The following is a 23,701-nucleotide window of genomic DNA, read 5'->3' as shown; positions in this document are numbered from 1 at the left end:
AGGCAGGAAGTCAGTGCCAGAGAGATTGCACAGCCGATTAGGAAGTAAATAGCTTAACTATGAATATCATTATTGTTGGCCGCCGCCATGGTGAATCTAGAACCTACACACTGAGTGCTTCTGCACGCACAGTGATGTTTGGGTTCCTGTTCGCTTTGCCTTTTGCGATGGGAGTCGCGGGCTACTGGCTGGCTGAACGTCTGGCTGATGAAGGTATTCTTGATCTTAACGCTGCCAAAGCCTGGGAGCGTGACCTCAATATGCAGCGTCAGGAGCTGCAGCAAATCCGCAAACAGACCGATCAGGAGCTGGAAGCGCTGACTCTGCGTCTGGCTGAGCTGCAGGCCAAGTTACTTCGTCTGGATGCTCTTGGTGAGCGTCTTGTGGATGTTTCCGATCTTAATTCCGAAGAATTTGATTTCAGTATGCAACCGGCCGTTGGCGGCCCGGGCACGCTTGGTGAAGCCTATCAGGTTCCTGAAATCAATGAAGTGCTGAACGAGCTCGCTGAACGTATCGACAGCCGTGAGCAGCAGCTCGAAGTACTGGATGATCTGATGTCGGCCAACAAGCTCAGTGCCGATACCTTTGTAGCCGGGCGTCCGATTACCAAAGGCTGGATGTCATCCCGTTATGGTAAACGTACGGATCCGTTTACAGGCCGTCTTGCCTGGCATGGCGGAGTCGATTTTGCCGGAAAAATGGGCGCTGACATCGTTGCCGTTGCCTCAGGTGTTGTTACCTGGTCCGGCCCGCGTTACGGCTATGGCAATCTGGTCGAAGTTAACCACGGCAATGGCTATAAAACCCGTTACGCACACTGCAAAGAGCTGAAAGTTGCTCTTGGCGATATTGTCCGCAAAGGTGATGTCGTTGCATTAATGGGAAGTACCGGACGTTCAACTGGCCCTCATGTTCACTTCGAAGTGTATAAAAACGGTCGCACAGTCGACCCGGCGGCGTACATTCACCGCACTCCTCAGTAATCTTTCTGTTTCAACACGCTTGTCATCATTCTGGGTTATAAGTAGCCTTTAGCACTTTGGCCCAGCGCCTTATTTTGTTTCCCGGATAATGATAATTCCATGATTGGTAACCTTTTTCGTAAAGTCTTTGGCAGTAAAAACAGCCGCGAACTCAAGCGCATGGGCAAACTGGTATCCCAGATCAATGCCTTTGAAGAATCTGTAAAATCCCTCTCTGATGAGCAGCTTAAAGCAAAAACAGCGGAATTCCGCCAGCGCTTGAGCGATGGTGCGTCACTGGATTCCCTGCTACCCGAAGCTTTTGCCGTGTGTCGTGAAGCCGGCAGCCGGGTTATGGGAATGCGCCATTTCGACGTTCAGCTGATCGGTGGTATCACCCTGCATGAAGGCCGGATTGCTGAGATGCGTACCGGTGAAGGTAAAACCCTGGTGGCAACCCTGCCGACTTACCTGAATGCCCTGACCGGCAAAAGCGTTCATGTTGTAACCGTGAACGACTATCTGGCCCGTCGCGACGCTGAGTGGATGCGTCCGCTGTACGAATTTCTGGGTATGAGTGTGGGTATTGTTGTTCCCGGGCAGAATCCGCTGGAAAAACGCGAACAGTACAAGGCTGATATCGTTTACGGTACTAACAACGAGTTTGGCTTCGATTATCTGCGCGATAACATGGCTTTCTCTCTGGCCGATAAAGCGCAGCGTGAACTGTATTTTGCCATTGTCGATGAGGTGGATTCGATCCTGATCGATGAGGCCCGTACGCCGCTGATCATTTCTGGTCCGGCGGAAGACAGCTCTGAACTGTACCGTAAAATCAATAAGCTGATTCCTAAGCTGGAGCGTGGCCAGGCTGCCGATGAAGGCAATGAGGCGGCTTCCGGTCATTACTTCGTGGATGAAAAACAGCGCTCTATTGAGATGACTGAAGAAGGTCATGAGTTTGTTGAAGAGCTGTTAACCAACGAAGGCATTCTGAAAGAAGGTGAAAGCCTTTACGCCGCCGGCAATCTCAATCTCCTGCACCATGTGCATTCTGCGCTGAAAGCTCATGCGGTTTATCAGAAAAATGTCGACTATATCGTACAGGGCGGTCAGGTGGTCATCGTTGATGAGCACACCGGCCGTACCATGCCAGGCCGCCGCTGGAGTGAAGGTCTGCATCAGGCAGTTGAAGCGAAAGAAGGTGTGAATATTCAGAACGAAAGTCAGACCCTGGCTTCGACCACTTTCCAGAACTACTTCCGACTGTACGAAAAACTGGCTGGTATGACCGGTACTGCAGATACTGAAGCCTTCGAATTTCACCAGATTTACGGTCTGGATGTGGTGGTTATTCCAACCAATAAAGCCGTTCGCCGGATCGACTATAACGACGTTATTTACGCCACTCAGAAAGAAAAATTTGATGCCGTTATTGAAGAAATCCGTGAAGTAACCGCACAGGGCCGTCCGGTTCTGGTGGGTACTGCATCTATTGAATCATCAGAATATATTTCTCATCTGCTGACGCAGGCGAAAGTTGCTCACAATGTTCTGAACGCCAAAGAAAACGCGCGCGAAGCACAGATTATTGCTGAAGCCGGTAGTCCGGGAGCGGTGACGATCGCTACCAACATGGCCGGTCGTGGTACCGACATTATGCTGGGCGGTAACTGGGAAGCTGAAGCAGCGGCGCTGGAGAATCCGACCGACAGTCAGATTGCAGCGATTAAAGCCGACTGGCAGAAGCGCCACGATGCTGTTCTGGAAGCCGGTGGCCTGCATATCATCGGTACCGAGCGTCATGAATCCCGCCGTATTGATAACCAGCTGCGTGGTCGTGCTGGTCGTCAGGGGGATGCAGGTTCCACCCGTTTCTTCCTGTCGCTGGAAGATAACCTGATGCGTATTTTCATGTCTGAGCGTATGCGCAGCATGATGCAGGCGCTGGGTATGAAAGACGGTGAATCCATCGAGCATAAGATGGTGACCAATGCCGTTGAGAAAGCTCAGCGCAAAGTAGAAGGCCGTAACTTCGATATCCGTAAACAGCTGCTTGAATACGATGATGTGGCTAATGACCAGCGTCGCGTGGTCTACAACCAGCGTAACGATATTATGGCGATGGAAGATATTTCTGAAATCATCACCAATATCCGTAAAGACGTTGTTAATGAAGCCATCGATGGTTATATCGCACCACAAAGTCTGGAAGAGCAGTGGGATATTGCCGGCCTTGAAAGCCACCTGAAAGCTGAGTTCGATGTTGAGCTGCCGGTGCAGCAGTGGCTGGATAACGAAGATAAATTGTACGAAGAAACTCTGCGCGAGCGTATTCTGGAAGCAGTACAAAAAGCCTATGACGAAAAAGAAGCGACCGTAGGTGCCGAGCCAATCCGCATGTTCGAGAAGCAGGTGATGCTGCAGATTCTTGATAACCTGTGGAAAGAGCACTTGGCGACCATGGATCACCTGCGTCAAGGTATTCACCTGCGTGGCTACGGCCAGAAAAATCCAAAGCAGGAATATAAGCGTGAATCCTTTGGCCTGTTCCAGGAACTGCTGCGTAATATCAAGCACGAAACCATCCGTATTCTGTCCCACGTAAAAGTGCGTCAGGAAGAAGAAGTCCGGGCTATGGAAGAACAGCGCCGTGCGGCGGTGGAAGCCCAGGCACAACGTGCGCAGTATCAGCATGAAGCTGCTGAGTCTCTGTCAGGTGGTCAGCCAGAGGTTGATGGTGGCGACGATCAGGCACAACCTTTTGTGCGTGATGAAAAGAAAGTCGGCCGCAACGAGCCATGCCCGTGCGGTTCAGGTAAAAAATACAAACATTGTCACGGCACTTTGTCGTAAGCAAAAGTCGGAAGGCGTAAGCAAAAAATGGCAGTTAATTTCACGGTTTTTGAAGATTTTAAAGCGGTAGATGGCGTTCGTCTTGGTGTGGCACAGGCGCATGTGCGCTATGCCAACCGTGACGACATGGTGGTGATTGAGCTGGCCGAGGGAACAACCGTTGCCGGCGTATTTACCACCAACGCATTCTGTGCAGCGCCGGTGCAGATCAGCAAAGTGCATCTGGCAGATACTGCTCCGCGTTACCTGCTGATCAATACCGGTAATGCCAACGCCGGTACGGGTCCGCAGGGCTATGCTAATGCGGTCCGCAGTTGCGAAATGCTGGCGGCAGCAACTGCTGTACAGCCGGCTCAGATTCTGCCGTTTTCGACCGGCGTGATTGGTGAGCCACTGAACATGGCGGCGTTTGAACGTGGTATCCCGGCAGCACTGGATAATCTCAGTGCCGATAACTGGGCCCGTGCTGCCAAGGGCATCATGACCACTGACACCCTGCCAAAAGGTTACAGCACCCAGTTTGAGGTTAACGGTAAAACCGTCACCATCACTGGTATGTCCAAAGGCGCCGGTATGATCATGCCGAACATGGCGACTATGCTCGGTTATATCGCTACCGATGCCGGTATCTCTCAGGCGCTGTTGCAGTCCTGGTGTAAAGAGCTGGCCGATTGCTCGTTTAACCGTGTGACCATTGATGGCGATACCTCAACCAACGATTCCTGCATGCTGATGGCCACCGGCCGTTCCGGTGTGCAGATCAATGATGTTGCCAGCCCGGAAGCTCAACTGGTTTTTGCCAAACTGAAAGAAGCCTTCCAGATTCTGGCTCAGGCGATTGTTCGTGACGGTGAAGGGGCCACCAAGTTTGTGACCATCGAAGTCGGTGGTGCAGTCAGCCAGAAAGAAGCGCTGGACGTGGCTTATACCGTGGCGCACTCACCGCTGGTTAAAACCGCGATGTTTGCATCCGATGCGAACTGGGGGCGTATTCTGGCTGCGGTCGGTCGTTCCGGTGTACAGGATTTTGATCTGGAGAAAGTACAGATCTTTATCGATGACGTGCAGATCGTGGAAAACGGTGGCCGCTGTGAGTCTTATACCGAAGAAGCCGGCGCTGCTGTTTTTGCCCTGACTGAGTTCCGTGTCCGTATTGAGCTTGCGCGCGGAGACTTCCGCGAAGAGCTGTGGACCTGTGACTTCTCGCACGAGTACGTAACCATCAACGCCAACTACCGCTCCTGATGAAGACGGTGCATGTTGCTGTAGCTGTCGTGGTCGTTAATGACCACGACATCCTGATTGCCCGTCGCCCGGATGACAAACATCAGGGCGGGTTGTGGGAGTTTCCCGGCGGAAAAGTAGAAGCCGGTGAAAGTGTCACGGCGGCTCTGGTGCGTGAGCTGGATGAAGAAGTTGCACTGAGTGTGACGGAGCAGTCTATGTCACCTTTACTGCAGATCCCTTTTGATTATCCGGATAAAAGCGTGCTGCTGGATGTGTACTGGGTCGAGGCGGATATGAATTCCGCTTTGCTGGCTCACGGTGCAGAAGGCCAGGAAGTTCGCTGGCTGCCTTTCACCCGCCTGGCAGAGTTTGACTTTCCGGCGGCTAATCAGCCAATTCTCGATGCTGTTTGCGCCCGTCTGGGCTGACGTTTTCCTCTTACTGACCCAGTGACAGAAATGGCCACAGGGTCAGGCCCAGAACCAGAAGTACCGCAATCAGCGTCATGATCAGCTCAGCGGGTTGCTCCAGCCAGCGCTGCAGCATGCTCTGGGTGTTGCCTTTCTGTTGTTGCTGTTCATATTCGCTGCGTATACGCTGCAGACGTTCCTGCTGATACTGATCAAGTAAACCGCGCGCCTGTTCATAGTCGTTATTGTGGCGAAGCCAGATGGCGGCCACAGAAATACGCCAGCGGCCTTCGTCGGTTTCGTAAAATTCTATACCGGCATCCTGCAGCAGGGTGCGGACATCTTCTGCTTCATCTTCATTAACGCCATTGAGGCGGAACAGCAGCTTGGCCATAGTGATCTTCAGTTCAGAAATTTGTGCTTATTGTACCCAAAATGATGGCATAACTTCCGGCTAAATCCGGCCGCGAATGGCGGGCATAAAAAAGCCGCCAGACCCGTGGGTGGCGGCTGAAGCTCTGAGAGTGTGCACTTCTCAAATTGGATAATCCAATGCTAGTTCAGGATCTGCAAATGCGCAAGTAAAGATCTGGTCAGTTACATGGGATACAGGCTATTGCACCGTTGCCGGATTTTCGCCAGACTGGGTCATCCAGCTGAAGCTGGCGTATGAATGACTCACTAATAGATAAGTATAATAATAATGAGCAAAACCCTACCGGATCAGATTGCTGATCTGTTGATTTCCCTTATTTTTACCGGCGATCTGCGGGCCGGTGAGAAGTTGCCACCTGAACGTCAGCTGGCAGAGTTCCTTGACGTTGATCGTACTTCCTTACGCATGGCACTACGTACCTTAGGGCGTATGAACGCTGTACGCAGTGTGCAGGGTTCAGGTATCCGGGTCGGTGATGTGCGCCGTGATATGGGCCTGGATTTCCTTGATAATCTGTACCGCATACCGGAGCTGGAACTGGGCGGTGAACTGTTGCTGGCCGGACTGGAATTATTCAACCGCGCGATTCCGACGGCTATCCGTCTGGCTCTGGAGAAACGTGAGCGCTCCGGAGGGAGCCCGGAAGATGCGGTTATTCCGCAGCTGGTGCAGCGTATGTATCAGGGGCTGAACGAGGGAATGCCGATGAGTGATCTGGCTGATCTGGAGGTGGAGATGATTGACACCATCATGACCGCGACCGGCAATCTGGTGCTGCAGGCTTCATCGACTAGCTCCCGCCGCATCCGCAGCTTGCTGACTCAGAAATTGTTCGAACAGATTGATGTACGTGCCCATCTGGATCATCAGGTGCAGATGCTGATGCGCACCCAGCAGGGGGATTACCGGTTGGACGAGATGATTCAGCAATACCAGCAGTACATCGATACTCTGACTAAACCGTTACGTGAGCATCTGAATAATATTCCGGAGCAGCCGCGTTTATTGCGTTCACCGCTCCACAATGGGCGCAATATTATCAGCCTGCGCCATCTCACGGGCTCTTCCTGAACGCCGCAGCCACCAGGCCGCGCCGATAATCAGCAGGCTCAGGGCATACAGCGGCCACAACTCCCAGATCATATAAGGCGTTTTGCCCTGACGCATTTCTGCAGTTCCGCTCAGGGTTGCCCTTTGTTCATAAGGCAAACGTGACATCATCCGGCCTTTGTTATCCACCAGAGCGGTAATGCCGGTATTGGTCGAACGCAGCAGCCAGCGTCCGGTTTCCAGTGCGCGCATCTGCGCCAGCGCCATATGCTGTTTCGGCCCCAGAGAATCGCCAAACCAGGCATCGTTGCTGACCGTAATCAGAAAATCGGCATCCTGTGCCATACGGCTGACCAGCTGTGGATAGGCAATTTCGTAGCAGATATAAGGTGCGACCAGATACAGCTCTTCTGTGCTTTCTGAATGCTTACCGACTTTCAGCAGTGGCTGATTCGCCGGCCCGTGCAGGAAGCTGGACATATCCAGATCAAAAAACGGAATCAGTCCGCGAATCAGCGCCTGCAGGGGAACATACTCACCGAACGGCACCAGATTCTGCTTGTGGTAGATGCCTTCGCCGTTGCCGAAGGCGATCACGCTGTTATGAAACTGTCCGGCCAGTTCGTGGCCGCGAGGATAGCGGTAGGGAATGCCGGTGATCACTGTAGTGCCGGTTTCCTGTGCTTCAATCGCCATATCGTCCAGGTAGGGCTGAAACTGATCGAGCAGCAGCGTCATGGCGGTTTCCGGCCACAGAATCAGGTCACTGTCCCAATGCTCGCTGGTCTGCTGGAAATAGGCATTGATGGTCGGGCTGATCCACTCACGCTGCCATTTCTGATCCTGAGGAATATTGCCCTGTACCGCGCTGACTTTCAGCTCACCGGTTTTATGGGTCCAGTCCTGCTGCTGTAACAGCAGGCCGGCAGGCCACAACAGCAGCACCAGCAGGAAAGCCGGCTGATGTGTCTGCCAGAAACGGTAGAGTGCGGTCACGGTCAGTACACAGATAAAAGATAATCCGTAGCTGCCGAATACCGGTGCCCAGCCGGACAGCCAGGTGCCGAGGTGAGCATCGCCGGCAAACAGCCATGGGAAACCGGTCATAAACCAGCTGCGGAACCATTCGTGCAGAAACCAGAAGACCGGGATGGTCAGCCAGGCCAGACTCTGGCCGAGAAAGCGCTGGCGCAGGGCAAACCAGAATCCGGGGAAGGTGGCGAGAAAGGCGGCAAACAGGCCGATCATCAGCACGGCGAGCAGTGCAGGCGTTCCGCCATGGTCATGCATGCTGACGTAAATCCAGGAAATGCCGACCGAGAATTTGCCCAGACTGAACCACCAGGCGGTGGCAAAGGCAGAACGTGCATTGTCCGTCTGCAACAGAAAATGCACGAACACCGCAATACTTAACAGGCCAACCGGCCACCAGAAAAGGGGAGCCAGGGCGAGTGGAAACAGCGCACCCGCCAACAATAACAACGCCCGCGCAGCCCAGCCTGCCATAGCTTTACCTGATTATGAGATGAGTGAGGGTTAATGCGCCGGCTCAGCCGGCGTCGATGGGCGTTACTTCCAGCAGGTTGATCTGTCGGCTGGTACCGTTGACCACCTTGAATTGCCATTGTTCGATGCGGATGCTTTCATTGCATTCCGGCACCCGGCCAAAGTGATGTACCACAATGCCGCCAATGGTATCGAATTCATCGTCCGGAAAACGTGCACTGAAGTGTTCATTGAAGTCGTCCACCGGGGTCAGGGCTTTGACCATGGTGATGCCGTCTTCCACTTCTTTGATCATGCTGTCTTCTTCATCGAAGTCGTGTTCGTCTTCAATGTCACCGACAATTTGTTCAAGCACGTCTTCGATGGTAACCAGACCGGCAACTCCGCCAAATTCATCGACCACAATCGCCATATGATTGCGGGTTGCACGGAATTCACGCAGCAGCACGTTCAGGCGTTTGCTTTCCGGAACGAAGGTTGTTGGGCGTAACACCTCTTTCAGGCGGAATTCTTCACGATTTTCGTTAAGGATTAATGGCAGCAGGTCTTTGGCCAGCATAATGCCCAGCACTTCGTCCTGGCCTTCACCCATCACCGGGAAACGTGAATGCGCAGATTCGATGATCTGCGGCAGATAATCTTTGAGCGAATCGTTGACGTTGATGGAAGTCATCTGCGAGCGCGGAATCATAATGTCCCGCACCTGCATTTCAGATACCTGCAGAGCGCCTTCGAGAATATTGAGGGTTTCGTTATCGACAATGCTGCGCTCGGCAGCCTCGCGCACAATAACCTTGATGTCCTGACGGCTTTGCGGGTCGTCGGAGAATAAATCAGTCAGTCTTTCCAGCCAGCTACGATGCTGGCCCGATCGGTCTTCGCTCATGGTGCCTCATCTGGATAAGGATCAGGGAACCCCAGTCCGGCCATAATCTGGCGTTCCAGGTCTTCCATAACTTCTGCTTCGTCGTCCTTTATATGGTCGTACCCCAGCAAATGCAAGCAGCCATGCACGACCATGTGGGCCCAGTGGGCTTCGGCGGCTTTACGCTGTTCTTCACTTTCCTGCTGTACCACCTGAGCGCAGATGATCAGATCGCCCAACAGTTCGATCGGCACCTGCGGTGGCGCTTCAAAAGGGAAAGACAGCACATTGGTGGGTTTGTCTTTGCCACGGTACTCGTTGTTCAGTTCCTGGCTTTCTTCTTCTGCGACCAGGCGAATCGTCAGTTCCGGCTCGGCGAAATCGGTGCGGCCGCTCAGCGCGGCGCTTGCCCACCGTTGCAGCTGTTCTTCGCCGGGCAGCCAGGCCTGATAGCCTTCCAGTTCGTCGGCAAGCTGTACATCAAGCAACAGGTTCATACCGCATCCTCGTCGTTCTGCTGTGCAGCCAGACGGGCGGCCTTACGTTCTTCGTCGGCCTGCTTTTCTTTTTCGTCGAAGCGGTCATAGGCATCAACGATCCGCTGTACCAGCGGATGGCGAACCACGTCGGCGTTGGTAAAGCGGGTAATGCCAATACCGGGAACGCCATCGAGCACTTCCAGACCGTGTTTCAGGCCGGAGTAGACGCCACGTGGCAGGTCGACCTGAGTAACGTCACCGGTGATCACCGCTTTGGAGCCAAAGCCAACACGGGTGAGGAACATCTTCATCTGTTCTTTGGTGGTGTTCTGCGATTCGTCGAGGATCACAAACGAGTGGCTGAGGGTACGGCCACGCATATAGGCCAGCGGTGCAATTTCAATCACATTGCGTTCCAGCAGGCGGGCAACCTGTTCAAAACCCAGCATTTCATAGAGCGCGTCGTACAGCGGGCGCAGATAAGGGTCGATTTTCTGTGCCAGATCGCCGGGCAGGAAGCCCAGTTTTTCACCGGCTTCAACCGCAGGACGTACCAGCAGAATACGTTTTACTTCGTCACGCTGCAGTGCTTCGACGGCGGCGGCAACGGCGAGGAAGGTTTTACCGGTACCGGCCGGGCCTACGCCGAAATTGATATCAAACTCACGCACGCGCTGCAGGTAGTCAAGCTGGTGCGGACCGCGCGGCTTGATGATGGCCTGTGGCGTTTTAATGGTGCGGCTGTCGTAATCGGATTTGGCTTTACGTCCGGCGGCCTGCTCGCTGCCGTCTTCCTGCAACAACAGATGGATCAGATCCGGCGTGATCGGCGTGCCATTGGCGGTTTCGCGGTACAGGCGCTGAATCAGCAGGGCGGCACGCTGTGCCAGCTTCACCTTACCTTCGATAGTGAATTTATTACCGCGGTTATAGATTTCCAGCTCGAAGTGGTCGGCAATCTGCTCGATATGGCTGTCAAAATGGCCGCACAGATTGGCCAGACGCTGTGCGTCATCCGGTTCCAGAGCAAAGCTGGTGCTGTGGCGGTTGGGGCTGGCGCTTTCAGTCTCGGCAGGCTGAAGGGCCTCGGTGGATTCTGGTTGCTCAGTATCTTTGCGGGTCAATGAGAACTCTCTCTGTGGGCTTTTGTTTATGTGGCCCGGCTCTGGCCTGGCCACATAAATCACGAATGAGGTTAGTAGGCTAACTCTGGATTAAGCAGGATGCCACGCAAACTGTTCGGGTACGCATCCTCGATGCTGACTTTAACGAATTTGCCGATCAGGCTGTGATCGTCGGCCTTGAAGTTCACCACCCGGTTGTTTTCGGTACGGCCCTGTAATTCGCCCGGATCTTTACGTGATACGCCGGTAACCAGAATGGTTTCTTCACGGCCTACCATGCGGCGGCTGATCTGCTGTGCATGCTGCACGATGCGGGCCTGCAGAATCTGCAGACGCTGCTTTTTCAGCTCTTCCGGTGTGTCATCTTCCAGATTGGCGGCCGGTGTTCCCGGACGCGCACTGTAAATGAAGCTGAAGGAGGTGTCGAAGCCGATACGGTTGATCAGGTTCATGGTGTCTTCGAAATCTTCGGCGGTTTCACCCGGGAAGCCGACGATAAAGTCTGAAGAAATCGAAATGTCCGGGCGCAGTGCTTTGATGCGTTCGATTTTATCGATGTACATATCGATTTCATGGCCACGTTTCATTGCCGCCAGAATGCGGTTGGAGCCGCTCTGTACCGGCAGATGCAGGTGGCTGACCAGTTCCGGCACTTCGGCGTACACGTTGATCAGGCTGTCACTGAATTCCAGCGGGTGCGAGGTGGTGAAACGGATACGGTCGATGCCGTCGATATCGGCCACCAGAGTAATCAGCTCCGCCAGATCGGCCACTTCGCCATCGCTGGTGTCACCGCGGTAGGCGTTAACGTTCTGACCCAGCAGGTTAACTTCACGTACGCCCTGATCGGCCAGCGCCTGAACTTCTTTCAGTACATCGGCCAGCGGACGGCTGACTTCTTCGCCGCGGGTGTAAGGCACGACACAGAAAGTACAGTATTTGGAACAGCCTTCCATGATGGAGACAAAGGCAGAACAGCCTTCTACTTTCGGGGTCGGCAGATGATCGAATTTTTCGATTTCAGGGAAGGTAACGTCCACCACCTGAATGGCATTGCTGGCCTTGTTCACCATATCCGGCAGACGGTGCAGGGTTTGCGGACCGAACACCATATCCACAAACGGAGCGCGCTTGATGATGGCATCGCCTTCCTGTGAGGCGACGCAACCGCCGACGCCGATTTTCAGATCCGGATTCTTGGTTTTCAGGCCTTTCCAGCGGCCCAGTTCATGGAACACTTTTTCCTGGGCTTTTTCGCGGATCGAGCAGGTATTGAGCAGAATAACATCCGCTTCTTCCGGGTTATCGGTCAGCTCCATCTTATGACTTTCGCCCAGCATGTCGGCCATACGTGATGAATCGTACTCATTCATCTGGCAACCGTGGGTCTTGATGTACAGCTTTTTCACCTGGTCAGTCATGAGGGAGTTTCCGGCCTCGTCAGCGGTTTATACAAAAGGGGCAACATTATACTGTCCCTGCTCAGTTAGTCACCAGTATCCGTCGGCTGTCTGCATCCTGTCTTGCCCGCCCGTGTTACAATTGCTCTCTTTTTCTTTGTCCGGTGCTTTAACCGGCATTTAAGGTCGACAAGCAGGCACCATGAGCAGTAAAGACAAGCAGGAACCGACTTACCGTATTGTGTATCAGCAGCAGGGCGATGTGGTCGAGATATACGCCCGCTACATCTATCAGAGCGATCTGCATGGTTTTATTGAGGTGGAGCAGCTGCTCTTTGGCGAGCGTTCTTCTCTGGTGGTTGATCCGGATGCCGAGAAGCTGAAAGCCACCTTTGCTGATGTAAAGCGTACCTTTATTCCGATGCACAGCATCGTGCGCATTGATGAGGTGGAAAAAGAAGGCAGCCCGAAAATCAGTAAGGGCGAAGGTTCGAATATTTCGCACTTTCCGACCCGTTTTCTGCCACCGCGTGACGAAGACGAGTAAAATCTGAGCGGCGAAAGAGCACAAAAAAGCCCGGATTACCGGGCTTTTTTGTGGCTCAGCGGCCAGGATTAACGGTTACGCATCAGGGCTTCAATCGACGCCGCATATTCACCAGCCTGTTCGTCCAGTGGCTGATGACGGATGTCTTCATGTTTGAGTGCCACGCTGATGCGGTACAACCAGCGCTCCATGCGCAGGGCAATGGCTTCGGCGTCATCTTTGCTGGCATCCAGGATTTCGTTACTCAGGTTGGTGATCACTTCGGCATGCTGAGCGGCTTTTGTGGCAGCTACGGTTGCCTTGGCGATGGCACCCTTGGCACGCGGTGTTTTGCTGATCAGCGCCTGAGCCTGCAGCAGGGATTTCTGCGCGGTATCCCAGCTGATCGGGGCAACAGAAGCGCCACCTTTGTTTTTGATACGTTCGAGGTGATCTTTAACCGGCTGCAGCTGGATGTACTCGATGGTGGCAACCTCAACGCGGTGCATCTCCGCTAACAGCAGTTTCTGTCCGGCATCGGCTTTGATGGTCTGGTGGTCTTCCATCAGATCAATCAGTTTTACCAGTTCTTCTTCAATGGCCAGATAGTCGGCCGGGAAGTACTGATCGGCCTTGATGTCTTTCAGCACCTGACGGTGATCCAGGGTTGGCTTCAGCTGTTTGAGAATGTCTTTTTTTACATTCAGGCCGGCCTCAACGGTTTTCAGCGAGGTCATGGCAACGGTTTTTACAACGCCATCGGGCTCGCCGCTGGTCAGTATTTCCTGTGCTTCCAGCAGTTGTTTCTGTGCCAGCTCAAGGTGGCGTGGGGCGTAAAAACGCAGGTTTTCGCTTTTACCCAGCTCAATTTTGGATTGTGCGTGCTGGATGGTGCGGGAGGCCGATTCGTCCGCCATCGCGGCGTCACGTTTGGCATCGAGGCTGATGGCATCAAAGTTAGCGATTGGCGTGGCGCAGCCGGACAGCAGTAACAAACCGCAGCCGGTGATCAGGGTGCGGGTAAAGAGTGAGTGCATGGTAATTCCCCGGAGTTCTGTCAGTGTTTGTTATTAGACCCTGATGTTAACACCATTTTTCACGCTGACTGAACGTTTACGGCGCAATCGGTGCCAAAGGGTAAATACAGAATTTGTCATCACTGCCCGGCGTTATTGTGCGGCTGCGTCTTGTCACTGTCATGCAGCCCTGCTATATAACGGATATAGCCAAGCATAAGGGAGGTTCGTCAGACTCATTGCCACGCAGGCTCCATTTAATCATGGTGAATACGGAGTGATCCCTATGAATGCAGAGATGCAACCCTTGTTTTGGCGTATCAGTGATCAGGACCAGAGCGGTTTCGAAGCCGTAAGCCTGTTAATGCCTGCCGGTACCGCCGGTGAAGATCCGGCAGAATTTCCCACCGAAGTCAGTTTCCGTTCCAACCGCAGCAGCCATCATCCTGTCGACCTTCGCTGGTCTGAAGAAGATTCCGATCTATTTATGAGTTTGCTTGATCGTCTGATGGAGCCAGAAGAGGAGGGCGACATCGAGGTGGATATCAGCGATGGTGTGATTCAGGGCATTGTGCAGCTGGTGGCGCTGGCGCGCTTCAAAACGCCGTGGCCGACTGACGAACTGGTAGGGGACGATATTATTACCGAGCGCGAAGAGCTGGAGGTGGGTGATCTGGTGGCGCTCAATACCAAATATGGTTTTGCCCTGGCGATTATCGTCGGACTGGATTCGATCGATGCGACCTGTGTGCTGCTGGACGCGCTGATGGATAACGACCAGCTGCTGATTCCGGATCACAGCCTGCTGATGGTAAACCGTCTGTGTGTGTTGCCGGCGTCATTTGCGGAGGCCGATCTGGGCGAGGATGCCATCATTCATTAACTGATGGCTCGCCCGGATGACGGTGGTTCAGGCGCTCTGTCGTGCCGTGGCGCGGTTGCGCTTCTGGGTCAGAGTCAGCTGAGTCAGCATGGAATAAAAATCACTGCCGCTGTTACGTACTGCCGGAGTCATCGCGGCACTGGCTGGCATCGTGGTGGTTGATTCTGACGCCTGAGGTAAGCTGTTCGACATGGTATGTCTCCTTAGTTAGATTTGAATCAACGAGAGTGAACGTTCATTCAGGGGCTGGCGTTTAAAAAAAGGCCTTGTGGGCCTGTTTTGTTCATCCGGCTGTTACGCTTTGATGGCGTCCCAGCACAGATTCAGCAAATCTTCGGCTTGCACCGCCTGTGGAAACATCTGCGGTGATAGCTGTTGTTTCTTGGCCATCATGGTCAGACTGCCGAAAGTCATGGTGGTGATGATTTCATCCGGCAGGTCTTTGATCAGCATCTGGCTTTTGCCCTCGGCCAGCAGCCGGGTCAGCGCTTTGTTCATCGGCTCCAGTGCTTTTTCCCGTTGCAGCTCACTGATGGCTGGTGAGGCTGACAATTGTTCCATCAGTGCACGGTCTCTGGGATGCTCACGCATGTAACGGTAAAAATTTCCCCAGAAGCTGTAAAACCTTTTCTTGATACAGGCACTTTCGTCATAGCCAGCCATGCAGTGGCTCGCCATTACTTCGGTCAGATGCAGAAACAACTGCTGCACTAATTCTTCTTTGGTCTCGAAATAACGGTAGATGGTACCAGCACCGCAACAGGCATGCTTTGCGACCATCGCCATAGGGCAGGAGTGTAATCCCTGCTCTGCAATCAGATCGGCGGTGGCTTCCAGAATTTGCTGGCGTTTATCCATGTTCTTTCGTGTTTCGGACTGAACGTTCATTCTGTTCCTCTTCCGGCGCGCAGACAAGTCAGATTTGTCCCACTGATGCACCAGTCTGTTGTTCTCATAATCAGGATGTTGTAATCGCGTCACTCTGCTCTGCCGGAATGCGGCACAGCGCCAGATTGGCCAGCAGTGCCGTGCACAGCATGACCGCCATCATCGGCAGTGGTGTGCCGTTATGCAGGTGGCCCCAGATGAGGCCAAACAAAGCGCCACTGCAGAAAACACTGACGCCGGTCAGAGCAGTGGCTGTTGCACTGATATCACGGAAATAATGCAGGATGGTTGCCGTGGCATTGGCTGAAATCAGGCCGAGTGAGCCAATAAACAGCATCATTAAAGGCAAGGTCAGGGACAATGAGGCCTGCTGGGGATATGCGCTAAACAGCAGAACCAGCAGCAGCGCACTACTCAGTTGCAGACTGAGTCCGGCCCTGAGTATCTGCTGGCTGTCGAAACGGCGCAGCAGCAGTATATTCAGGCGGTTCATTGCCATCATGGTCAGAACGTTGGCGCCAAACAACCAGGGGAAGTGTTCGGCATCCTGCTCAAAGTAATCCAGATACAGGTAAGGCGAGGCGGTAATAAAGACAAACATGCCAGTGGATGCCAGTGCCTGAGCCAGAATAAAGCGGCGAGCACGGACATGTCTGATGACCCGCAGGTAGTCACGCACCGGCAGACGTTGCTGACGTTTGTGTGGCGGATGACTTTCTTCCAGCTGCCAGACGAGAATGATCAGTACCAGCATCGCATAGATGGTCAGTGTCTGAAAAATGGTGCGCCAGCCGGCAAAGGATAAGGTCAGGGCGCCGAGCATCGGCGCGACCAGCGGTGCCAGCATCATAATCATGGACACCAGTGATAAGGTTTTGGCGACATCCGCTCCCTGAAAACGGTCACGGACGATGGCGCTGGAATTAACCGTTGCCAGCCCACCGCCGATGGCCTGCAGGAAGCGCAGTGCCAGCAGTGCCTCAAGCGAAGTTGTCAGCATCAGTGCAGCGCTGCTGAGGGCAAACAGAACCAGGCCGGTGATGATCAGGGGACGGCGGCCGTAGCGGTCAGACAGAGGTCCGCCACCGAGCTGACCAAGTGCAAAGCCCAGCAGGTAACTGCTGACGGATAACTCCACCAGGTGGATGCTGGTTTGCAGATCGCCGGCCATTGCCTCCATCGCCGGAAGATACATATCAATGGCCAAAGGCGAAAGTGCTGTCAGCAAGGCCAACAGCAGAGGAAGTGGCAGTGTAAGTGCGGGCATAGTGTTACCGATAGAGGCTGCCGGGCGCTGCTCGGCGAAGATAATGTCAGACATGGTCTGCAGAATGAGTATTTTAGCCCTAATGCCTTGCTACAGTGAGAGGCGGGGTGGAACGGATTGTTCAGGTTATCTGTCGGTGGACATAACAAGGGCCTTCCGTGGAAGGCCCTTATATGGCTTTACTGCAGAGTGTTGCGATTATTCAATCAGGCGCCCGATCAGGAAACCGTGTGCACCACGATCGCTTTCTGTGGTGTTAAGCAGGCGTAGTAGTACCAGCTTGCCATTGGCACTGACATAACCGTCCAGTGTTGTTTCGTTGTCGTACAGTTTTATGGCGGAGGCCGAGCCGAACTCAGCCGCCAGCGGGTCATCACTGGAGCTATAGTCTTCGCTGCTGCGGACAACGGTGAAGTTGGTATTACGTAGTCTGACCTCTTGGTTATTGACCGTAACCACCGGCGCTGCCGGAGTGCTGCCAAAGCTCAGGGTACCGCGGATCAGATTGGCGGAAGAACCACGGTCATTGGCATCAACAGCGTATTCAACGCCGCGCAGTTCATAGGTTTTACCGGTAAAGTCAGCCGCTATGAGGGTCGAGTTGTCGATGGCCAGACCAATATAGCGCTCATTGACCAGGGTTTTTACCGGTGTGCTGTTATAGCTTCCTTTGGATGTTGTCCCCATTAATGTCGACATAAATAACGCTCCATTGGGAGTCGCTATCCCTTCCATAATGGCATTACCACCGTCAGGCAACAGGGCTGCTGCAAGGCTGCTTGGAATACGGAATTGTCCGCTCTTGCTGCCGTCGATAGCAAAAATTGCCTGGCGTTCACTGGCAGGAGTCTGCGGATCATTGCTGGGAGATTCTTCGCCTGAGAGAACGGAAAAGCTGCCAAGACTCTCAGAGTAGACGCCGCCAGACAGTTCTATGTCATGACTGTAACGACTGCCAACCCGGCCGGAACCACTGAGGCCGGGGTCAGACTCCATGGTGGCGGTGATGACGGACGGCGTACCACTGTCTTTCGTGATGTTCCAGCGCTGCAGCTCTGAGACCAGCGCATGTGCAAAGGTTTCATCCGTCGCCTGAGACAGGACAATCACCCCATAATCGTTCTGGAAACTGTCCTGGCTGAAGTTGCCGTTGTTCTTAACAAGCAGCAGGTTTTCGACATCAAAGTCACGGTACCTTAGCTGGCTGGTATCAGCACTGCCGTCAGCCTTGGCAGCAAAGCCTTCGCTGTGGTTCATATTCAGCGCCAGGTAGCTGCCGGTATCGACGGGCATAAAGGTCAGGATGTTGGAGTAATCGTAACGGACAACTTCATTACCCTGACCATCCGTATCCTGTTCAACCGAGGTTGGATCGTTGATAGTAATCACGCCCTGAGCATCGACCTTGCCGTTCAGGGTAAAGTTTTCACTATCGACTTGTGGTACCAGTTGTCCGTCCGTAACAGACTGGGCTGCACTGCCTGGGCCGTTAAAGAAACTGCCGTAGGGATAACGGTTTTCCAGCCGCCAGCTTTCGGCCGAACCTTTGATGTTTAAGCTGAAGGCGGATGGATCGCTGGCCGATGCCGTTACACTCAGTCCGGAAACCAGATTCAGATCAAAATCAAACTCCGTCTGCTGATTACTGAAAGCGCTGCTGCTGAACATCTGGTTAGGAATATAAATCCGGTAATTACCAGCCAGAGCGGCGGCGGCCCCGGCGGCGGCCCGGATTTTTACTGTAACCCTGTCTATGTCATCGTAGCCTGCAGCATCCTTGGCGCGCAGAGCAAAAACCAGATCGCCGCTGGCTTGTGGGGCTGTGAAGCTGGTGGTTAAGGCCGTGGGAGTATTCAGGCTGACGGGAGTGCCGGATACCTGAGTCCATTGGTAGGTCAGATTCGTACCGCTGATCAGGTTGCCGGTCAGTGTTACGCCGGCCTGATTCGGTGTGGCGCTCAGGTCTGCGCCGGCATCAATTTCCGGCGGATTAATATTACTGACACCGCTGTTGTTATCGGCACTGTCTTTCTCGTTGCTGAGGCCGGTGGTGATGCTCCCCGGAACATTACCGTTAGCCGCAGCAACGGCATTGGCAGCGGCGAGAATAGCGGCAATATTCAGTTCACCGGTATCGGTGCCGTTCCAGTAGAGCTGACCACCATTGGCGGTAAAATTCTGGGCAAAAGTGCTGAGCACCTGCTGGATGCTTTCACCACGCTGCCCGGCCAGCTCGGCGAGGGCGGCGGTTATCAGACCATAGGCGATGCCGGATGGATCATCGCTGTTCTGTGCGGAGGTCGGATCCAGAGGGGAGGTCAGCAGAAGATCCACGGCGCCGACTTTATCTGCGCTCAGTCCGAACAGCTGCCGTACCCGGTTATTCAGGCGGCGTATCAGATCCGCGTTAACACCACTCTGAGCGGCACTGTATTGGGCTGCAATGTGTGTCAGTGACGTGATATTGGCGGTATAGCTGTTGTCTTCCAGTGATGAAGTGCTGATCGAGGGCAGAAGAGCAGACATTTCAAAGTCGGTAGCCAGATCGAAGGTTTCACCGAAGTCGATGGCTGCAGAGTCGGGATTATTCGTATTGCGGTCGTCAGGAATAACAGGGTAATCACCACAACCGGAGCTGGCATCGCAGATCATTTCAGCGCCTTCCTGCCAGCTTATTTTTACCAGAGCAGGGCCGTTATAAGCCTCTTCTGAGGTTGCTGTCAGATTGTAGCGACCTTCCAAATCGGTTGTGCCGGTTGCGAATGCTGTCTCTTCAATATTTCCATTGATCAGACGGAAGAGTTCCGCCTTGGCACCTATGACGGTTCCTTTGACGGCGAGGCCTGTCAGGCTGACACGTTCAACAGTCACTGCTTCGCCGGCCTGGCCATCGCCACCTGAACCGTTATCGCTGGGTTCGTCACTGGAACTGGTACTTGAGCCGCTACAGGCGGCGAGTGATGCTGCTAACAACAGAGAGATAGACGATGCGAGGGGATGCAATTTCATGCAGGGCTCCGGGTCGACTTAAGTTTCAGTTGAAAGAGTATAGTGATGGATTTGGGTAAAGTGCGACAGTCATCCACCGGATTGCCCAGATGGTTGATTCAGGTTGGCCTATATTGCTGCAGATAATAAAAAAGCGCCCTGAGGCGCTTTTATTCTTTGCGGTATGTGTAGCGGAGTTTTTCCTGTCAGGCTTCACACATTAAAGCGGAAGTGCACTACATCGCCGTCTTTAACGATGTACTCTTTACCTTCCAGACGCCATTTACCGGCTTCTTTGGCACCGGCTTCGCCTTTGTACTGGATAAAGTCGTTATAACCAATCACTTCGGCACGGATAAAACCACGTTCAAAGTCGGTGTGAATCGCGGCGGCTGCGCGTGGTGCGGTATCACCGATTTTGATGGTCCAGGCGCGTACTTCTTTCACGCCGGCGGTGAAGTAAGTCTGCAGACCCAGCAACTCGTAACCGGAACGGATTACACGATCCAGCCCCGGTTCTTCCATGCCCATTTCCTGCAGGAATTCGAGTTTGTCTTCATCGTCCAGCTCGGAAATTTCGGCTTCGATCTTGTTGCAGACCACCACAACGGAGGCGCCTTCCGACTCGGCAATACCACGCACCACATCGAGGTGCGGGTTGTTTTCAAAGCCGTCTTCCGCCACGTTGGCGATGTACATGGTTGGCTTGATGGTCAGCAGGTGGAAGGTGCGCGCCAGCTTGCGCTCGTCGTCGTTCAGTTCCAGCATGCGGGCGGTTTTGCCCTGTTCGAAATGCGGAATCAGACGTTCCAGCAGTGCTTTCTGTGCAATGGCGTCTTTGTCACCACCTTTGGCAACGCGGGTAATGCGCTGCAGCTGCTTCTCACAGGATTCCAGATCGGCCAGTACCAGTTCGGTATTGATGATGTCGATGTCGTCGGCCGGGCTGACGCGGTTGGCAACGTGGATCACGTTGTCGTCTTCGAAGCAGCGCACAACGTGAGCGATGGCGTCGGTTTCGCGGATATTGGCGAGGAACTGGTTGCCCAGGCCTTCACCTTTGGACGCGCCGGCAACCAGACCAGCAATGTCCACAAACTCCATTGAGGTTGGCACAACACGCTCAGGTTTTACGATGGTTGCCAGCTCATCCAGGCGCTTGTCAGGCATGGCAACCACACCGGAGTTGGGTTCAATGGTACAGAACGGAAAGTTCTCGGCGGCAATACCGGATTTGGTCAGTGCATTGAACAGTGTGGATTTGCCGACGTTGGGTAAGCCAACGATACCGCATTTAAAGCCCATAAAAGTATCCTGTGATCCGTACTGCTGCCGTAACAGCGTTAAAATTTGGCGGGTATTTTACCCTTTAAATGAATGAAGTCGATTCATGGCTTTGGCCAGGTCGCCGCCCAGTGCATCGGGCAGAACGCGTAAGGCTTCATCGATCACCGCATCAATGGCCTGCTGGTCGCTCTTGCTGGCGCGGCCCAGTACATGGCCGGTGACCTGGGATTTGTCACCAGGATGGCCGATACCGATACGCAGGCGGTGAAAATTCTGGTTGTTGCCAAGCTTGCTGATGATATCGCGCAGGCCATTCTGGCCACCGTGACCGCCGCCAAATTTGAATTTGGCTGTGCCGGGAGGTAAGTCCAGCTCGTCATGAACCACCAGAATCTGTTCCGGTTTCAGCTTATAAAAGTTGGCCAGCGCCTGTACGGCCTGTCCGCTGAGGTTCATAAAAGTCGTGGGAATCAGTAACCAGCAATCCTGCCCGCCGAGGCGGCCTTTACCGGCGCGACCGGAGAATTTTTTGTCCGGGCTGAGACTGATGCGTTCGTTCTGCGCCAGGCGTTCAACCAGCCAGGCGCCCGCATTGTGACGGGTATGCTCGTATTCGGCGCCGGGGTTGCCCAGGCCTACGATCAATTGAATAGGGTCAGACATGATGTCGATATCCGATGATAAAGAATCACCAATAAAAAAGCGGGGACCAGCCCCGCTTTTTTGCTACAGCAACCGGAATTACTCGGCAGCTGCTTCTTCTTCGCTGTCGCCGCCTTTAGGAGCGATAACAGTAACAACAGAAGTGTCGTGCTCTGGGCCGTGAGACAGAGCCAGAGACTCAACGCCTTTTGGCAGTTTCAGATCAGACAGGTGGATCACGGAGCCAGCTTCAACGTTGGCCAGATCTACTTCGATGAACTCAGGCAGGTCGCCAGCGTTACAGATGATGTCCAGGCTGGTCAGCTGGTGAGCGATTTTGCCACCACCGGTTTTCACGCCTACACAGCTTTCTTCATTGATGAAGTGCAGAGGTACGTGAGCTTTGATCTTGGTGGTTTTGCTTACACGCAGAAAGTCAGCGTGCCAGATCAGAGCTTTGGATGGGTGACGCTGCAGATCTTTCAGAACAACCTGCTCGGCTTTTTCACCGATAGTCAGGGTGATCACGCTGCTGTAGAACGCTTCGTTTTCCAGTACTTTGTTCAGCTCGTTAGCTTTCAGAACGATGGCTTGTGGCTTGCGATCGTTACCACCGGCTTTACCACCGTAAACGATGGCTGGTACGGCGTTTTCGCGACGCAGGCGGCGGCTCGCACCTTTCCCCGCATCTTCGCGAAGTTCAGCTGACAGATTAAATTCTGACATGGGTATTTCCTCATGGTTTTGACATAAAAAGCCGTTTGAGCTTGCGACCAGCTCAAACGGCCCGAAAAATCGTTTTGTATGCTGTTATGGCTTAACGAAACATCGCACTGATGGATTCTTCGTTATTTACCCGGCGTACAGCTTCAGCCAGCAGACCAGCAATGGTCAGTTGGCGGATGCGGCCAATGGATTTAGCAGCTTCAGACAGCGGGATGGTGTCGGTAACAACCAGCTCATCCAGTTCAGCACTGGCCAGACGCTCAACAGCGGGGCCGGATAGTACAGGATGTGTACAGTAGGCGACAACTTTTTTCGCACCGAACTCTTTCAGAGCTTTGGCTGCGTGGCACAGGGTGCCGGCGGTATCGACCATGTCGTCAACCAGTACACAGGTACGGCCGGAAACATCACCGATAATATGCATAACTTCAGAAACGTTGGCTTTTGGACGACGTTTGTCGATGATCGCCAGGTCAACGTTCAGCTGCTTAGCGATTGCGCGGGCACGAACAACACCGCCGATGTCCGGAGACACAACGATCAGGTCTTCGTAAGCCTGACGCTCAAGGTCATCAATCAGTACCGGAGAGCCGTAGACGTTATCAACAGGAACATCGAAGAAGCCCTGGATCTGGTCAGCGTGCAGGTCAACGGTCAGAACGCGGTCGATGCCGGCAGTCGACATCATGTCGGCAACTGCACGGGCACTGATAGGTACACGGGCAGAACGCGGACGACGATCCTGACGGGCATAACCGAAGTAGGGAACAACCGCAGTGATACGGCTGGCTGATGCGCGGCGCAGGCCATCAGCCATCAGCAGGATTTCCATCAGGTTATCGTTAGTCGGTGCACAGGTAGGCTGGATGATAAACACATCCTTACCACGCACGTTCTCATTGATTTCGATGGTTATTTCACCATCACTGAACTTGCCAACAGTGGCTTCGCCAAGGGGAATATCGAGACGCTCAACAACGAGCTTAGCGAGCTCCGGGTTAGCGTTACCGGTAAAAACCATCAACTTAGACACAGTTGTCCCCTTTGATGTAATTGTTCAATGATGGAAGGAAAGAGAATTGGCTGAGGTGGTAGGACTCGAACCTACGAATGACGGGATCAAAACCCGTTGCCTTACCACTTGGCGACACCCCAGCAAC

At 53.7% G+C, this 23,701-nt stretch carries 22 protein-coding genes and 1 tRNA gene; 7 read left to right on the top strand and 16 right to left on the bottom strand.

Annotated features, from left to right (window positions below; translation table 11 throughout):
* Positions 1-59 precede the first annotated feature (59 nt).
* The 4 genes from LGT44_RS10590 to mutT all read left to right on the top strand — a co-directional run bounded on the left by LGT44_RS10590 (position 60) and on the right by mutT (position 5,476).
* The gene (locus tag LGT44_RS10590; RefSeq protein ID WP_145469570.1) at positions 60-986 is read left to right on the top strand and encodes a M23 family metallopeptidase; all 927 of its coding nucleotides are present in this window, start codon (positions 60-62) and stop codon (positions 984-986) included.
* Positions 987-1,085: 99 nt separating this feature from the next.
* Positions 1,086-3,821: a preprotein translocase subunit SecA gene (gene secA / locus LGT44_RS10585; RefSeq protein WP_230331645.1), complete on the top strand. Its 2,736-nt coding sequence runs from the start codon at positions 1,086-1,088 to the stop codon at positions 3,819-3,821.
* A 27-nt stretch (positions 3,822-3,848) separates the two neighbouring features.
* Positions 3,849-5,066 (top strand): bifunctional glutamate N-acetyltransferase/amino-acid acetyltransferase ArgJ, encoded by a 1,218-nt coding sequence (gene argJ, locus LGT44_RS10580; protein WP_230331646.1) that lies wholly within the window; start codon positions 3,849-3,851, stop codon positions 5,064-5,066.
* Positions 5,066-5,476: an 8-oxo-dGTP diphosphatase MutT gene (mutT, locus tag LGT44_RS10575; protein WP_230331647.1), complete on the top strand. Its 411-nt coding sequence runs from the start codon at positions 5,066-5,068 to the stop codon at positions 5,474-5,476. The genes argJ and mutT overlap by 1 nt, the downstream gene beginning before the upstream one ends.
* Before the next feature lie 10 nt (positions 5,477-5,486).
* On the opposite strand, the gene LGT44_RS10570 is transcribed toward mutT, so the two are convergent.
* Positions 5,487-5,852: a DUF6164 family protein gene (locus LGT44_RS10570; RefSeq protein WP_230331648.1), complete on the bottom strand. Its 366-nt coding sequence runs from the start codon at positions 5,850-5,852 to the stop codon at positions 5,487-5,489.
* Between the two features lie 309 nt (positions 5,853-6,161).
* On the opposite strand from LGT44_RS10570, the gene LGT44_RS10565 reads away from it, so the two are divergent.
* Positions 6,162-6,965: a FadR/GntR family transcriptional regulator gene (locus LGT44_RS10565; protein WP_145469565.1), complete on the top strand. Its 804-nt coding sequence runs from the start codon at positions 6,162-6,164 to the stop codon at positions 6,963-6,965.
* Here LGT44_RS10565 and lnt read toward each other — a convergent pair.
* The 5 genes from lnt to miaB all read right to left on the bottom strand — a co-directional run bounded on the left by lnt (position 6,906) and on the right by miaB (position 12,339).
* Positions 6,906-8,450: an apolipoprotein N-acyltransferase gene (lnt, locus tag LGT44_RS10560; RefSeq protein ID WP_230331649.1), complete on the bottom strand. Its 1,545-nt coding sequence runs from the start codon at positions 8,448-8,450 to the stop codon at positions 6,906-6,908. The two genes, LGT44_RS10565 and lnt, sit on opposite strands and share 60 nt — an antisense overlap.
* A gap of 43 nt (positions 8,451-8,493) precedes the next feature.
* Positions 8,494-9,336 (bottom strand): HlyC/CorC family transporter, encoded by an 843-nt coding sequence (locus LGT44_RS10555; RefSeq protein ID WP_145469563.1) that lies wholly within the window; start codon positions 9,334-9,336, stop codon positions 8,494-8,496.
* Positions 9,333-9,812 carry an rRNA maturation RNase YbeY gene (gene ybeY / locus LGT44_RS10550; protein ID WP_230331650.1) on the bottom strand — a complete coding sequence of 160 codons (480 nt, stop codon included), beginning with the start codon at positions 9,810-9,812 and terminating at the stop codon, positions 9,333-9,335. The genes LGT44_RS10555 and ybeY overlap by 4 nt, the downstream gene beginning before the upstream one ends.
* Complete coding sequence (locus LGT44_RS10545) at positions 9,809-10,918, bottom strand: PhoH family protein (RefSeq protein WP_145469561.1); 1,110 nt, start codon at positions 10,916-10,918, stop codon at positions 9,809-9,811. The genes ybeY and LGT44_RS10545 overlap by 4 nt, the downstream gene beginning before the upstream one ends.
* A 71-nt stretch (positions 10,919-10,989) precedes the next feature.
* A complete protein-coding gene (gene miaB, locus LGT44_RS10540) occupies positions 10,990-12,339 on the bottom strand; it encodes a tRNA (N6-isopentenyl adenosine(37)-C2)-methylthiotransferase MiaB (protein ID WP_145469560.1) in 1,350 nt (449 codons plus the stop codon).
* A 181-nt stretch (positions 12,340-12,520) separates the two neighbouring features.
* Here miaB and LGT44_RS10535 point away from each other — a divergent pair, with 181 nt between their 5' ends.
* The gene (locus tag LGT44_RS10535) at positions 12,521-12,865 is read left to right on the top strand and encodes a DUF1820 family protein (RefSeq protein ID WP_145469559.1); all 345 of its coding nucleotides are present in this window, start codon (positions 12,521-12,523) and stop codon (positions 12,863-12,865) included.
* Between the two features lie 68 nt (positions 12,866-12,933).
* Here LGT44_RS10535 and LGT44_RS10530 read toward each other — a convergent pair whose 3' ends face one another.
* On the bottom strand, positions 12,934-13,881 hold the full coding sequence (locus LGT44_RS10530) for a hypothetical protein (RefSeq protein ID WP_230331651.1): 948 nt from the start codon (positions 13,879-13,881) through the stop codon (positions 12,934-12,936).
* A gap of 265 nt (positions 13,882-14,146) precedes the next feature.
* On the opposite strand from LGT44_RS10530, the gene LGT44_RS10525 reads away from it, so the two are divergent.
* Complete coding sequence (locus tag LGT44_RS10525; RefSeq protein ID WP_145469557.1) at positions 14,147-14,743, top strand: hypothetical protein; 597 nt, start codon at positions 14,147-14,149, stop codon at positions 14,741-14,743.
* A 27-nt stretch (positions 14,744-14,770) separates the two neighbouring features.
* On the opposite strand, the gene LGT44_RS10520 is transcribed toward LGT44_RS10525, so the two are convergent.
* The 9 genes from LGT44_RS10520 to LGT44_RS10480 all read right to left on the bottom strand — a co-directional run bounded on the left by LGT44_RS10520 (position 14,771) and on the right by LGT44_RS10480 (position 23,696).
* Positions 14,771-14,935 carry a hypothetical protein gene (locus tag LGT44_RS10520; protein ID WP_186435952.1) on the bottom strand — a complete coding sequence of 55 codons (165 nt, stop codon included), beginning with the start codon at positions 14,933-14,935 and terminating at the stop codon, positions 14,771-14,773.
* A 102-nt stretch (positions 14,936-15,037) separates the two neighbouring features.
* Positions 15,038-15,631: a TetR/AcrR family transcriptional regulator gene (locus tag LGT44_RS10515; protein ID WP_145469556.1), complete on the bottom strand. Its 594-nt coding sequence runs from the start codon at positions 15,629-15,631 to the stop codon at positions 15,038-15,040.
* A 70-nt stretch (positions 15,632-15,701) separates the two neighbouring features.
* Positions 15,702-16,952, bottom strand: coding sequence for a multidrug effflux MFS transporter (locus tag LGT44_RS10510; protein WP_230331652.1), 1,251 nt, complete (start codon positions 16,950-16,952; stop codon positions 15,702-15,704).
* Positions 16,953-17,096: 144 nt separating this feature from the next.
* On the bottom strand, positions 17,097-19,907 hold the full coding sequence (locus LGT44_RS10505) for a PKD domain-containing protein (RefSeq protein ID WP_230331653.1): 2,811 nt from the start codon (positions 19,905-19,907) through the stop codon (positions 17,097-17,099).
* Positions 19,908-20,099: 192 nt separating this feature from the next.
* On the bottom strand, positions 20,100-21,191 hold the full coding sequence (gene ychF / locus LGT44_RS10500; RefSeq protein ID WP_145469553.1) for a redox-regulated ATPase YchF: 1,092 nt from the start codon (positions 21,189-21,191) through the stop codon (positions 20,100-20,102).
* A 57-nt stretch (positions 21,192-21,248) separates the two neighbouring features.
* Positions 21,249-21,836, bottom strand: a complete 588-nt coding sequence (gene pth / locus LGT44_RS10495) for an aminoacyl-tRNA hydrolase (protein WP_225692334.1) — start codon at positions 21,834-21,836, stop codon at positions 21,249-21,251.
* Between the two features lie 78 nt (positions 21,837-21,914).
* Positions 21,915-22,541 carry a 50S ribosomal protein L25/general stress protein Ctc gene (locus LGT44_RS10490; RefSeq protein ID WP_186435951.1) on the bottom strand — a complete coding sequence of 209 codons (627 nt, stop codon included), beginning with the start codon at positions 22,539-22,541 and terminating at the stop codon, positions 21,915-21,917.
* A gap of 91 nt (positions 22,542-22,632) precedes the next feature.
* Positions 22,633-23,574 (bottom strand): ribose-phosphate pyrophosphokinase, encoded by a 942-nt coding sequence (locus LGT44_RS10485; RefSeq protein WP_145469550.1) that lies wholly within the window; start codon positions 23,572-23,574, stop codon positions 22,633-22,635.
* Positions 23,575-23,621: 47 nt separating this feature from the next.
* Positions 23,622-23,696 (bottom strand) — tRNA-Gln (locus tag LGT44_RS10480).
* Positions 23,697-23,701 lie beyond the last annotated feature (5 nt).

The organism is Thalassolituus alkanivorans (assembly GCF_020447205.1).
GTDB classification, from domain to species: Bacteria; Pseudomonadota; Gammaproteobacteria; order Pseudomonadales; family Oceanobacteraceae; genus Venatoribacter; species Venatoribacter alkanivorans.
This window is presented reverse-complemented; position numbering and strand designations above follow the sequence as displayed.